Genomic DNA, 13,300 nt, shown 5'->3' with positions numbered 1-13,300 from the left:
TCTCGGGATTCCGGGTTCGTGCTGACGCATCGCCCCGGAATGACGCCATCCAACATCCCCCATCGCCTTGATTCCATTGGCCGCCGCCGATACGGTCCCGCGCGCTTCACACCCCCCACGCGAGACCTGCAGTGACGATGGACGCCCTGCCTGACCACATGCGCCCGGAACGTTCGTTCCAGGGCTTCATCCTGGCCCTCCAGCGGTTCTGGGCCGAGCAGGGTTGCGTCATCCTGCAGCCCTACGACATGGAAATGGGCGCCGGCACCTTCCATCCCGCCACCACCCTGCGGGCGCTGGGCCCGAAGCCGTGGAACGCGGCCTATGTGCAGCCCTCGCGGCGGCCCAAGGACGGCCGCTACGGCGAGAACCCCAACCGGCTGCAGCACTACTACCAGTTCCAGGTGATCATGAAGCCGTCGCCGCCGAACCTTCAGGAGCTTTACCTGAAGTCGCTGGCCGCGATCGGGATCGATTCCGCCGTTCACGACATCCGCTTCGTCGAGGACGACTGGGAGAGCCCGACGCTGGGCGCCTGGGGGCTCGGTTGGGAGTGCTGGTGCGACGGCATGGAAGTCAGCCAGTTCACCTACTTCCAGCAGGTCGCAGGCGTCGAATGCGCGCCTGTCGCGGGCGAACTCACCTACGGGCTCGAGCGCCTCGCGATGTATGTGCAGGGTGTCGACCGCGTCTACGACCTCAACTTCAACGGCCGCGAGGGCGCCGAGAAGGTGACCTATGGCGACGTCTTCCTGCAGGCCGAGCAGGAATACTCCCGGCACAATTTCGAGCATGCCGACACCGCGATGCTGTTCGAGCAGTTCAAGATGGCCGAGGAGGCCTGCCGCAAATATCTCGCCGCCGGCTGGCGCGAGGGGGGCAATGCGAAGGAACATCTGATGGCCTTGCCGGCCTACGACCAGTGCATCAAGGCGAGCCACGTGTTCAACCTGCTCGATGCCCGCGGCGTCATCTCGGTGACCGAGCGGCAGAGCTACATCGGACGCGTGCGCGAGCTGGCGAAGGCCTGCGGCGAGGCGTGGATCCACACTGAAACGGGCAGGGCGGTCTGATGCCCGATCTCCTCCTCGAACTGTTCTCCGAAGAAATCCCCGCCCGCATGCAGGCCAAGGCGGCCGACGATCTGCGTCGCATGGTGACGGACAAGCTCGTCGCCGAAGGCCTCGTCTACGAGGGCGCCAAGGCATTCGCGACCCCGCGCCGCCTCGCGCTCACCGTGCACGGCGTCCCCGCGCGCCAGCCCGATCTGAAGGAAGAGCGCCGCGGCCCGCGGGTCGGCGGCCCCGAGCCCGCGATCCAGGGATTCCTGAAGGCCACCGGTCTCGCCTCGATCAATGAGGCAAAGATTCAACACGACAAGAAAGGCGATTTCTACATCGCGCTGATCGAAAAGCCCGGCCGCCCCGCAATCGACGTGATCGCGGAAATGCTGCCGGTGATCATCCGCACCTTCCCCTGGCCAAAATCGATGCGCTGGGGTGCGCGTTCGGCCAAACCGGGCGCGCTGGTCTGGGTCCGCCCGCTGCACGCGATCACGGCGACCTTCGGTCTGGAGACCGAGGAGCCCGAAGTCGTCAAGTTCTCCATCGACGGCATCGAGGCCGGCCAGACCACCTATGGCCACCGCTTCATGGCGCCCGGTGCGATCTCCGTGCGCCGCTTCGAGGATTACGAGGCCAAGCTGAAGGCCGCCAAGGTCATCCTCGACCCGCAGGCCCGCAAGGACATCATCCTCGAGGACGCCAAGGAGCTGACCTTCGCGCAAGGCCTCGAGTTGGTCGAGGACCAGGTGCTGCTCGACGAGGTCTCCGGCCTCGTCGAATGGCCGGTTGTGATGATGGGATCGTTCGAGAACGAATTCTTGTCGATCCCCGACGAGGTGATCCGCGCCACCATCCGCAACAACCAGAAGTGTTTTGTCGTCAAGGACCCCAACACGGGCAAATTGACCAACAAGTTCGTGCTCACCGCCAACATCGAGGCCCCCGACGGCGGCAAGACCATCGTCGCCGGCAACGAACGCGTGATCCGCCCGCGGCTGAGCGACGCGAAGTTCTTCTACGAGACCGATCTGAAGACCAAGCTGGAAGATCGGCTGCCGAAGTTCGAGCAGATCGTGTTCCACGAGAAGCTCGGGACGCAGGCGGAGCGGATCAAGCGCATCGAACGGTTGGCCGCCGAGATCGCGCCGCTGATCGGCGCCGATGTCGAGAAGACAAAGCGCGCAGCTCGGCTGGCGAAGGCGGATTTGTTGACTGAAGTCGTCGGCGAATTCCCAGAGCTGCAAGGCTTGATGGGCAAGTACTATGCGCTTGCGCAGGGCGAGGATGCGTCCGTCGCCGCCGCAAGCGAGGAGCATTGGAAGCCGCAGGGCCCGACGGATCGTGTGCCGACAGATCCGGCGAGCGTCGCGGTTGCGTTGGCGGATAAGCTGGATACGTTGGCGGGCTTTTGGTTGATCAATGAAAAGCCGACCGGCTCTAAAGACCCGTTCGCGCTCCGCCGAGCAGCTCTAGGAGTGATCCGGATTATTCTCGAAAATAGACTTGGAATTGGATTGCGATACCTTGTCGTCGATCACTTTAAGAATTCATTCGGCAGAGAATATGCCGATGTCGTCGACGTCAAAAACAATACGAGCGTTGCCGACGTTGCGGACCAGTTGATGGCCTTCTTCGAGGATCGGTTGGAAGTACAGCTTCGCGAACAGAAGGCGCGGCATGATCTCGTCGATGCTGCCTTGAGTGCTGGGTCGCTAGTTCAAGGACATCCTCTTGTCCCGATTGTTGACCGCGTCGAAGCGCTTGGCAGATTTCTTGAAACTGAAGACGGCCGGAATCTTCTCGCAGGCACCAGACGCGCGGAGAACATTCTTCGAATTGAAGAGAAAAAGGATCAATTGTCTTACCTTGAATCACCCGATGCTGACCTCTATCAGACCGACGAAGAGCGGCGGCTGGATGCTGCAATCCTAGCTACTCACTCGGAGGCCACTTCAGCTGTTTCGAAGAACGATTTGATCGGTGCAATGAGTGCGTTAGCCAAGCTCCGCCCGGCGGTTGACGCCTTCTTCGAGAAGGTGAAGGTTAATGACGATGATCCGAATGTACGCAAAAATCGCCTGAGGCTACTCAGCGAAATTCGAAGCGCGACGCGCGCGGTGGCGGATTTCTCCAAAATCGAGGGCTAGGCCAATGGATCGCGCAGCGCTCGCCGCTTACGACAAGGAAGCGGCGGCGTTTGCGCAGGATTGGCACGACCAGCCGGCGCCGGTCGATCTGCAAGACATCGTTGCGCGCTTCTTCATCGAGGGCGGCGCGACCGCCGACATCGGTTGCGGCAGCGGCCGGGAGGTGGCCTGGCTCGATGCCAACGGTTTTCCGGCCGAAGGTTTCGATGCGTCCGAAGGCTTGCTGAGCGAAGCCCGCGCCCGCCATCCGAAGCTGCGCTTTATTCACACCGAGCTGCCCGAGCTTCGCGACATCGCCGCCAGCCATTTCGACAATGTGCTGTGCGAGACCGTGATCATGCATCTCGATCATGCGCTGATCGCGCCGTCGGTACGCCGCATGCGCGAGATCCTGAAGCCGGGCGGCGTGCTCTATCTGAGCTGGCGCGTCACCGCGGGCGCCGATCAGCGCGATGCGCATGGCCGGCTTTATGCGGCGTTCGACGCAGCGGAAGTGCGGGCCGCGCTCGTGGGGGCGTCATCGCTGCTCGACGAAGAGGTCGTCAGCGCGTCCTCCGGCAAGGTCATTCATCGTCTCGTGGTGCGGAAGAGCGGCTGAGGAACATCGTAGGGTGGGGCAAAGGCGCGCTTGCATCGTGCCCACCATCACGCGTGCGCTCTCAATGGCGGGCACGATGGTGCGCTCCTTTGCCCACCCTACGCGATCAGCGTCGTGAGACAGAAAAGCCCCGCCCGGAGGGGAGGCCGGGCGGGGCTTTCTGGTCCGGTCGATCATCGCGCACATCCGCTTGCGCGGCGCCCGGACTGATCGTTCAGGCGTTGGTACGCTAGAGCCTTTCCGATTTAGACAGAAGCATATCCTGCGTTGCGCAGGTAGTTTGCGCATTCTTGCGGTGTGAAGTGTTGGAGAAGACTGCCAATGCGACGCCAGACGCCGTCGACGGTGCGTTCTTCAGCCTTGCGGAGCAGGATTTTGAGCTTTGCGAAGACCTGCTCGATCGGATTGAGGTCGGGGCTATAGGGCGGCAGGAAGACGAGCCGGGCGCCCGCGGCGCGGATGGCCGTGCGGATAGCTTGGCCCTTGTGGGAGCCGAGATTGTCCATGACGACAATGTCGCCGGGTTGGAGCGTTGGCACCAGCAACTGCTCGACATAGGCACGGAAGCTCTCGCCGTTGATCGGCCCGTCGATGACGCAGGGGGCCGCGATACGGTCGTGCCGGAGTGCTGCGAGGAAGGTCATCGTCCGCCAATGGCCGTGCGGGACCTGAGCCCTGAGAGGGGCGCCCCGTCGCCACCAGCCATGGGTCCGGGCCATGTTGGTCTTTGCCCAGGTCTCATCGATGAAGACGAGACGAGCAGGATCGATTTTCGACTGGTGTCGTCTCCACCAGGCCCGGCGGCGCGCGATGTCAGGACGATCCTGCTCTGTCGCGAACACGGTTTTTTTTGAAGCTGATGCCTTGGCGCTTGAGGAATCGCCAGAGCGTGTCGCAGGACACTACGACGCCGCGCTCCCCAAGCTCCGCCAACAGCGCGTGCAGGGTCAGATCAGGCTTCGCGGTCAGCCGAGCCAGCAGCCAGTCGCGCTCACCTTCCAGCAGGTAAGGCCGCCTGCCGCCCATCGGCCTGGCCGCCGCGCTGCCTGTCGCTCGCGCCCGCTGCGACCATTTCACGACGCTCGCAACGCTGACGTCATACAGTTCCGCCACCGCCCGGCACGTTTCGCCACTTGCAACCAACCCAACAACACGCTCACGCAGATCCAGTGAGTATGCTCGCGCCATCCTTGCTGGCCTCCGTCCCAGCAGGAAGCTTGAATCAGAGCTCACCTGATTTGGGAATCCCCGATTCAGACAAAGTCGGAAAGACTCTAGTCGATCACCTGAACGATGCGACGCGAGCGCGGCTCGACCAGCACGGTCTCGCCGTTCACGACGGTGTAACGATTGGGCGTCGCGCCGAACCGTTGCGGCACGTCGTAATAGGTCACACTGGCATCCGGTAGTGTCGTGCCGACCACGACGCGACCCGGAATGGTGTAGTTCGGCACGCGCTCGCGCACGATATACTCGCGGAACGCGGGACGCTGCTCGGCCGCGATTCCGCCATCGTCCTCGATGGCGACGGGAGGCCCGCCGCGCACGATGCCGACGGTTTGCGCGCGCGCGGCAATGGTGGGCGCGGTGATCGCGGCTGCAACTGCCGCAACGACAAAGATTCGGTTTCGCATGGCTCGCTCCATGTTCACGTTGCAAGATATTCGCGTTGCAAGTCGCCGGTGTCAGCCAGCGCACATGCGAGCCAATTCATCTGCAGCCGTGACGTTCCGGAAAAACGCCCGCCATATACGCGGCATTTTCGAGCAATTTTCGTGAGGAGGGGAACCTGTTGGCGCGACAGGCGTCTTGATGTGGGAACTGCCCCGGCGGATAACTGCCGCTCTCGATTCGATCATCCGAAAAACAGCCGGAGAAATTTCAATGGTCATCACCGCTGCGCATGTGCCTGCCATCGTGGCTCTGATCGCAGGCATATTGATCCTGATCATGCCGCGGCTTCTCAACTTCATCGTCGCCATCTACCTGATCTTCATCGGGCTGGTGGGGATGGGGCTGCTGCACTGGATCCATCTGTAGCGGACAGTGGGGTTTCGCGGCTTGCGCGGGACCCCCCAAAATGGTGTAAGGCGCGCATCCTCGACCCCTCTTTCCGGATTGTTGTCTGACATGGCCAAAGCCGTCGCGAAGTCCAAGAAAACTGTCGTGAAAACTGCCCAGAAAACAGTAGCGAAATCAAAGCCCTCTGCCTCGGCCCGGAAGGCCGTGCCGGAGGCTCGCAAAGCGGTCAAGAAGACCGCCGCGAAGGTGGCTCCGAAGGCCGCGGCCAAGGCTGCCACGAAGCCCGTGACCAAGGCGCCGGCCGTCAAGGCAGCCCCCGCCGCAGCGAAGGCCGCGCCGCCGGCGATCAAGGCAGGAAAGTGGGTCTATACGTTCGGTGACGGCAAGGCCGAGGGCCAGGCCACCTTGCGCGACCTGCTCGGCGGCAAGGGCGCCAACCTTGCCGAGATGGCCAATCTCGGCCTGCCGGTGCCCCCCGGCTTCACGATCCCGACCTCGGTCTGCACCTATTTCTACGAGCACGACAAGACCTATCCGAAGGAATTGAAAGCACAGGTCGAGAAGGCGCTCGATTATGTCGGCAAGATCACCGGCAAGACCTTCGGCGATGCCAAGAACCCACTGCTGGTCTCGGTCCGCTCCGGCGCGCGCGCCTCGATGCCCGGCATGATGGACACCGTGCTCAATCTCGGCCTCAACGACCAGACGGTCGAGGCGCTCGCCGAGCTCTCCGGCGACCGCCGCTTCGCCTATGACAGCTATCGCCGTTTCATCACGATGTATTCCGACGTGGTGCTCGGCTTCGAGCACCATCATTTCGAGGACATCCTCGACACCTTCAAGGACGGCCAGGGCTATACGCTCGACACCGACCTCACCGGCGACGACTGGGTCGAGCTGGTCGGCAAGTACAAGGAGGCGGTCGCCAAGGAGACCGGCCACGACTTCCCGCAGGATCCGCACGACCAGCTGTGGGGCGCGATCGGAGCTGTGTTCTCATCCTGGATGAACGCGCGCGCGGTGACCTATCGCAAGCTGCACGACATCCCGGAATCCTGGGGCACCGCCGTCAACGTGCAGGCGATGGTGTTCGGCAACATGGGCGAGACCTCGGCGACCGGCGTTGCGTTCACGCGCAATCCCTCGACCGGCGAGAGCAAGCTCTACGGTGAATTCCTGATCAACGCGCAGGGCGAGGACGTCGTCGCCGGCATCCGCACGCCGCAGGACATCACCGAGGAAGCGCGCCAGGAGAGCGGCTCCGACAAGCTGTCGATGGAAGCCGCGATGCCGGCTGCCTTCAAGGAGCTGACGCGGATCTACACGCTGCTCGAGCAGCACTACCGCGACATGCAGGACATGGAGTTCACGGTCGAGCAGGGCAAGCTATGGATGCTGCAGACCCGCGGCGGCAAGCGCACCGCCAAGGCTGCGCTGCGCATCGCGGTCGAGCTCGCCAATGAAGGCCTGATCTCCCGGAAGGACGCGGTGACGCGGATCGACCCGGCCTCGCTCGATCAGCTGCTGCATCCGACCATCGATCCCGCCGCCAAGCGGGACGTGATCGCGACCGGCCTCCCGGCTTCGCCCGGTGCTGCCTCCGGCGAGATCGTGTTCTCGTCGGACGAAGCCGCCAAGCTGCAGGCCGACGGACGCAAGGTGATTTTGGTCCGCATCGAGACCAGCCCGGAAGACATCCACGGCATGCACGCCGCTCAGGGCATCCTGACCACCCGCGGCGGCATGACCTCGCACGCGGCGGTGGTCGCGCGCGGCATGGGCAAGCCCTGCGTCTCCGGCTGCGGCACCATCCGCGTCGATTACGGCCGCGGCACCATGACGGTGGGTAATCGCACCTTCAAGACCGGCGACGTCATCACCATCGACGGCTCGGTCGGCCAGGTGCTGGCCGGCCGGATGCCGATGATCGAACCGGAACTGTCCGGCGAGTTCGGCACGCTGATGGGCTGGGCCGACGAGGTCCGCAAGCTCGGCGTCCGCGTCAACGGCGACACGCCCGATGACGCGCGCACCGCGGTGAAGTTCGGTGCCGAAGGCATCGGCCTCTGCCGCACCGAGCACATGTTCTTCGAGGAGACCCGGATCCGCACCGTGCGCGAGATGATCCTCTCCGAGGACGAGCAATCCCGTCGCCAGGCGCTGTCGAAGTTGCTGCCGATGCAGCGCGCTGATTTCGTCGAGCTGTTCGAGATCATGAAGGGCCTGCCGGTCACGATCCGCTTGCTCGATCCGCCGCTGCACGAGTTCCTGCCGCACACCCAGGCCGAGGTCGAGGAAGTGGCGCGCGCCATGAACACCGATCCGCGCAAGCTGGCCGACCGCGCGCGCGAGCTCGCCGAGTTCAACCCGATGCTCGGCTTCCGCGGCTGCCGTCTTGCGATCGCCTATCCGGAGATCGCCGAGATGCAGGCGCGCGCGATCTTCGAGGCCGCGGTCGAGGCCGGCAAGCGCACCGGCAAGCCGGTCGGTCTCGAGGTGATGGTGCCGCTGATCGCGACCAAGGCCGAGTTCGACCTGGTCAAGGCGCGGATCGATGCCACCGCCAAGGCCGTGATGAAGGAAACCGGCGCCAAGCTGGACTACCAGGTCGGCACCATGATCGAGCTGCCGCGCGCCTGCCTGATGGCGGGCGAGGTGGCGGAGACCGCCGAGTTCTTCTCCTTCGGCACCAACGACCTGACCCAGACCACCTACGGCATCAGCCGCGACGACGCGGCGAGCTTCCTCGGCACCTACGTTGCCAAGGGCATTTTGGAGATCGATCCGTTCATCTCGGTCGACCGCGACGGTGTCGGCGAGCTGGTCAAGATCGGCGTCACCCGCGGCCGCAAGACGCGGCCGAGCCTCAAGGTCGGCATCTGCGGCGAGCACGGCGGCGATCCTGCGTCGGTGGCGTTCTGCCACGAGGTCGGGCTCGACTACGTCTCCTGCTCGCCCTATCGCGTGCCGATCGCGCGTCTCGCCGCAGCGCAAGCCGCGCTCGGCAAGGCGATCGCCAGCCAGGCGTGAGCGATCAAACCGTTTGGCGACCAATGGCCGGGACAAATGTCCCGGCCATTTTGTTTGTTGCGCATTGCTGTGCGCAATACTTCGTTCACCATCTCCGTTGACCGGATGTTCACGATTTCCATCCGCCTGGCATTTACCAAGGCGCGCGATGCCATGCGCGAGAACCACGCGGCCGCTTGAGTGTAGCGCGGGTGCAACGCCGATTAACTCCGCGGCAACCTAAACAGGTTAGCAACAAAAAAGGTCGAATTGCGCGGATGGACCGCATTCGATTGCACTCAGTAAGCGTTGCGTGAGCGTACGATGTTTGTGTTGCGTCACCAGCCGAGGAGCGCAAGGCTCGCGCTCTTCGGTCTCGGTCTCAGCATCTTCGCCTTGATGCCGACCGAGATCGGATATCAGGATATCGCCTCGCTGCTGGCGCGGCAGCCCGGCGTCGCGGAGCGCTGGCAGAAGCGCATGTTCGCTTCCTCGCTCGGCTCGATCCAGGTCGCCACCTACAGCTTCGGTCGTCCGATCGGAACCTCGGCGCCGCAGGCGCCGAGCGTGCTGCTCGCGCGGCTCGACAGTCAGGATGGCGATGTCACGGGCGCGATCAACCGCAACCCGATCGCCGAACCTCCGCCGCGCTATCAGGCCTCCGATTTTCCCAAGGTCGATCGCACGATGAAAGGCGATCGTCTGGTGGTCCGCAAGCCCGACGACGTCCAGCCATCCGCGCCCGCCAACACGACTCCGGCCAGTGAGGATCCCGCGACCTCGAACGCGTCGGTCAAGGGCATGAAGACCGCGACCGCGCCTGCCGACAGCGCGCCGCTCGATCCCGAATTGCAGGAGGCGCTACGCGCGCCGCCGCTGCCGCAATATGCGACGCCGTCGCCGCAGCAATATGATGTGTCGCTGTCGCTCGAGGCCGAGCCGCTCGATGACCTGAAGGTCGCGCCGGCAAAGGCTGCCCCCGCCGATCGTGCGCAGCCACGCGATCCATTTTCGTTCAAGACCGCGAGCCTGTTTTTCGGTTCATCGCTCGGCGCGCCCGAGAACATGGAGCGCTGGCAACCCGGCGAGGCCCCGACCATCGTGCGGCCGGCGGCGCAGCCCGATCCCGACATGAAGGTGATGGCCTCGCTGCCGGTCGATGCCGATGCCCCGGTCAAGGCCGGCGAGATGGGCGAGAGCGTCGCACCGAAGGGCGAGGTCAACGCCGACGACCAGCACAGCAAGACACCGGCGGAGCGGCTCGGCCTGTTCGACGACAAGTCGCGCGCCAAGTCGGAGAAGTGCCTGGCAGAGGCGGTCTATTTCGAGGCCCGCGGGGAAGCGGTGCGCGGCCAGATCGCAGTCGCCCAGGTGGTGCTGAACCGCGCCTTCTCCGGCAAATATCCGGACACCGTGTGCGGCGTGGTCTACCAGAACAAGAACCGCCACTACGCCTGCCAGTTCACCTTCGCCTGCGACAACATTCCCGACGTCGTCCGCGAGCCCGACATGTGGGATCGCGCCAGGAAGATCGCGAAGGCGATGCTCGACGGCAAATTGTGGCTGCCGGAGGTCGATCGTTCGACGCACTATCACGCCTATTGGGTGCGGCCGTCCTGGGTCAGCGAAATGAAGAAGATGTACAAGTTCGGCGTCCACACCTTCTATCGTCCGCGCGCTTGGGGCGACGGCAGCGACGCGCCGAAATGGGGCAACCCGGCCGAGACCGCCGCGATCTCCGCCCAACTCGCCGAGGCCGCGCAGAGCTCGGCGGAACTGGCCAGCGCGAAGCGGTGATGTCGTCCCGGCGAAGGCCGGGACCCATAACCGCCTGCGGGTGTTTGAGGCGAGCTGGCGACAGCCACTTCCCGAACCGACTTTCTTCACGGCGTATGGGTCCCGGCCTTCGCCGGGACGACTCGTTGAGGCGTTCCCCTTCCGCAGATCAGCCTTGCAGGCGAAAATTTTTCCCCGCCCCCTCTTGGGATTTTCATGCAATTGCATTAACTCCCGGTAATGTTCGGCGGGACCGCTCCCGCGCGGCTTCTGTTGCGGGGGAAAGACCAGATGGCTGTAACCACCGGGGACCTGCGTCCGAGCTCCGGCACTCCGGTGTCACGTACTTGGCGCACGCCGCTCGTGATCATCGTCTGCGGCTGCGCGATCGCGCTGCTGAGCTTTGGCCCGCGCTCCAGCCTCGGCTTCTTCGTGCAGCCGATGGGCCGTGAATTCTCCTGGGGTCGCGATGTCTTCGGCCTCGCGATCGCGCTGCAGAACCTTTTGTGGGGGCTCGGCCAGCCGGTCGCCGGCGCGATTGCCGATCGCTTCGGTCTGCTGCGCGTCATGATCGTCGGCGCCTTGCTCTACGCCGCCGGCCTGCTCCTAATGCGCTACTCGACGACGTCGTTGTCGCTCGACATCAGCGCCGGCGTGCTGATCGGTTTCGGCCTGTCGGGCTCGTCGTTCAATCTCGTGCTGGCCGCCTTCAGCAAGCTGTTGCCGCCGGAGAAGCGCGGCATCGCGCTCGGTGCCGGCACCGCCGCCGGCTCATTTGGCCAGTTCCTGTTTGCGCCGTTTGGCGTTGCCATGATCGACAATTTCGGCTGGCAGACTGCGCTCGTCGTGTTCAGCGCACTGATGCTGCTGATCCTGCCGCTGTCGTTCGCGCTTGCGACGCCGCCGGCCGCGACCGGCAAGGTGCCGGCCGCCGACCAGCAATCGTTCAGGACGGCGCTGGCCGAGGCCTTCGGCCATCGTTCCTATGTGCTCCTGGTGCTGGGCTTCTTCACCTGCGGCTTCCAGCTTGCCTTCATCACCATCCATCTGCCGGCCTATCTCGCCGATCGCGGCATTCCGGCGACGACCGGCGGCTGGGTCGTTGCCGCGATCGGCCTGTTCAACATCATCGGCTCGCTCAGCGTCGGCTGGCTGCAGAACTTCGTCCCGAAGCGCTATCTGTTGTCGGTGATCTATTTTACGCGCGCGCTTGCGACCGTGGCGTTCATCTCGTTTCCGGTGACGCCGTTCTCTGCGATCGCATTCGGCGCCGTCTCGGGGCTGTTGTGGCTGTCGAGCGTGCCGCCGACCTCGGCGCTGGTCTCGCTGATGTTCGGCACCCGCTGGTTCTCCACGCTGTACGGTTTCGCCTTCGTCAGCCACCAGGTCGGTGGCTTCCTCGGCGTCTGGCTCGGCGGCGTCGTGTTCGAGCAGTACGGTTCCTACACGCCGATCTGGTGGCTGTCGGTGGCCTTCGGCGTGCTGTCGGCCCTGATCAACCTGCCGATCGTCGAGGCGCCTGTCGCACGCCCGGTTGCGCAGCCTGCCTGATGGGATAAACAATCCCGAGACCAGACTTTAGGGAGCGCGCATCGTGGCAAATTTCAAGGCGATCAGGATCGACAAGGCGGACAAAGGTACCACCGCCGCGCTCACGCAGTTCGACGACGCCGAACTGATGGACGGCGATGTCACCGTCCGTGTCGAGTGGTCGACGCTGAACTACAAGGACGGCCTCGCGCTGACCGGCAAGGCGCCGGTGGTGCGCCGGTTCCCGATGATCGCCGGCATCGATTTCGCCGGCACGGTCGAGCAATCCAGCCATCCCGACTGGAAAGCGGGCGACAAGGTGGTCTGCAACGGCTGGGGCATGGGCGAAACCCATCTCGGGGCCTATGCCGAGAAGGCCCGCGTCAAGGGCGACTGGCTGGTGCGGCTGCCCGACGGGATCTCGGCCCGCGACGCCATGGCGATCGGCACCGCCGGCTACACCGCGATGCTCTCGGTGCTGGCGCTGGAAAAGCAGGGCGTGACGCCGAACAGCGGTCCGGTCGTGGTGACGGGCGCCGCGGGCGGCGTCGGCTCGGTCGCGATCGCCGTGCTGTCGAAGCTCGGCTACCACGTCATCGCCTCGACCGGCCGCGCCGCGGAGGCGGATTATCTGAAGGGCCTCGGCGCTGCCGAGGTGATCGACCGCGCCGAGCTTTCAGGCCCCGCCAAGCCGCTCGCCAAGGAGCGCTGGGCCGGTGGCGTCGACAGCGTCGGGTCGACCACGCTCGCCAATCTGCTGTCGATGACCAGGTATGGCGGCGCCATCGCGGCCTGCGGCCTGGCGGCCGGTATGGACCTGCCGTCGTCGGTCGCGCCCTTCATTTTGCGCGGGGTGTGCCTTCTCGGTATCGATTCGGTGATGTGCCCGATTGCGTTGCGCAGGGTCGCCTGGCAGCGTCTGGCCAGTGACCTGGATAAGGCAAAACTGGCTGATATCACTCATGAAATCGCAATCGACGAGGTCATCGGCTATGGCGCGAAAATCCTCGGCGGCCAGGTCCGCGGCCGGATCGTGGTAAAAATAGTCTGAGGACGTTCAGACTTTACCAACCAAGCTGCTCCAATGTTGCCACGGTTAGTATGGTAAGCAGCGGGTAAAGACGCTTGCGGCGTGATCCGGGAGGCCGGTTTGC

The 13,300-nt window shown here is 64.4% G+C and carries 11 protein-coding genes; 9 read left to right on the top strand and 2 right to left on the bottom strand.

The features are described from left to right. The first annotated feature begins 137 nt into the window (after positions 1 to 137). Genes IC762_RS27260 through IC762_RS27250 form a run of 3 tightly spaced genes read left to right on the top strand, consistent with a single transcriptional unit; the run spans position 138 to position 3,809 of the window. A complete protein-coding gene (locus IC762_RS27260; protein ID WP_195790310.1) occupies positions 138 to 1,073 on the top strand; it encodes a glycine--tRNA ligase subunit alpha in 936 nt (311 codons plus the stop codon). Continuing rightward, positions 1,073 to 3,211 carry a glycine--tRNA ligase subunit beta gene (gene glyS, locus IC762_RS27255; protein WP_195785266.1) on the top strand — a complete coding sequence of 713 codons (2,139 nt, stop codon included), beginning with the start codon at positions 1,073 to 1,075 and terminating at the stop codon, positions 3,209 to 3,211. Before IC762_RS27260 ends, glyS begins: the two co-directional genes overlap by 1 nt. Positions 3,212 to 3,215: 4 nt before the next feature. Further along, positions 3,216 to 3,809 carry a class I SAM-dependent methyltransferase gene (locus IC762_RS27250; RefSeq protein WP_195785265.1) on the top strand — a complete coding sequence of 198 codons (594 nt, stop codon included), beginning with the start codon at positions 3,216 to 3,218 and terminating at the stop codon, positions 3,807 to 3,809. Positions 3,810 to 4,054: 245 nt separating this feature from the next. Here the strand turns inward: IC762_RS27250 and IC762_RS27245 are convergent. Next, positions 4,055 to 4,997, bottom strand: a protein-coding gene (locus IC762_RS27245) for an IS630 family transposase (RefSeq protein ID WP_195785264.1) whose coding sequence is annotated in 2 segments (ribosomal slippage) — positions 4,055 to 4,660 and positions 4,662 to 4,997 — 942 coding nt in all. Because the reading frame shifts where the segments join, the coding sequence is not laid out codon by codon here. Positions 4,998 to 5,083: 86 nt separating this feature from the next. Beyond that, positions 5,084 to 5,443 carry a DUF1236 domain-containing protein gene (locus IC762_RS27240; protein WP_195785263.1) on the bottom strand — a complete coding sequence of 120 codons (360 nt, stop codon included), beginning with the start codon at positions 5,441 to 5,443 and terminating at the stop codon, positions 5,084 to 5,086. Between the two features lie 250 nt (positions 5,444 to 5,693). Here IC762_RS27240 and IC762_RS27235 point away from each other — a divergent pair, with 250 nt between their 5' ends. The 6 genes from IC762_RS27235 (at position 5,694) to acuI (ending at position 13,197) form a co-directional block, all read left to right on the top strand. Next, positions 5,694 to 5,849, top strand: coding sequence for a DUF3096 domain-containing protein (locus IC762_RS27235; protein WP_195785262.1), 156 nt, complete (start codon positions 5,694 to 5,696; stop codon positions 5,847 to 5,849). Positions 5,850 to 5,939: 90 nt separating this feature from the next. Further along, on the top strand, positions 5,940 to 8,861 hold the full coding sequence (ppdK, locus tag IC762_RS27230) for a pyruvate, phosphate dikinase (protein ID WP_195785261.1): 2,922 nt from the start codon (positions 5,940 to 5,942) through the stop codon (positions 8,859 to 8,861). Positions 8,862 to 8,897: 36 nt separating this feature from the next. Then, positions 8,898 to 9,041 carry a hypothetical protein gene (locus IC762_RS27225; RefSeq protein WP_195785260.1) on the top strand — a complete coding sequence of 48 codons (144 nt, stop codon included), beginning with the start codon at positions 8,898 to 8,900 and terminating at the stop codon, positions 9,039 to 9,041. A 123-nt stretch (positions 9,042 to 9,164) separates the two neighbouring features. Continuing rightward, on the top strand, positions 9,165 to 10,637 hold the full coding sequence (locus IC762_RS27220) for a cell wall hydrolase (RefSeq protein ID WP_195785259.1): 1,473 nt from the start codon (positions 9,165 to 9,167) through the stop codon (positions 10,635 to 10,637). 270 nt (positions 10,638 to 10,907) lie between these two features. Beyond that, the gene (locus IC762_RS27215) at positions 10,908 to 12,167 is read left to right on the top strand and encodes an MFS transporter (protein WP_195785258.1); all 1,260 of its coding nucleotides are present in this window, start codon (positions 10,908 to 10,910) and stop codon (positions 12,165 to 12,167) included. 43 nt (positions 12,168 to 12,210) lie between these two features. Next, entirely contained in the window at positions 12,211 to 13,197 is a 987-nt protein-coding gene (gene acuI / locus IC762_RS27210; RefSeq protein ID WP_195785257.1) for an acrylyl-CoA reductase (NADPH), read from the top strand. Positions 13,198 to 13,300: the final 103 nt, after the last annotated feature.

The sequence above is a fragment of the Bradyrhizobium genosp. L genome (assembly GCF_015624485.1).
GTDB lineage: Bacteria > Pseudomonadota > Alphaproteobacteria > Rhizobiales > Xanthobacteraceae > Bradyrhizobium.
This window is presented reverse-complemented; position numbering and strand designations above follow the sequence as displayed.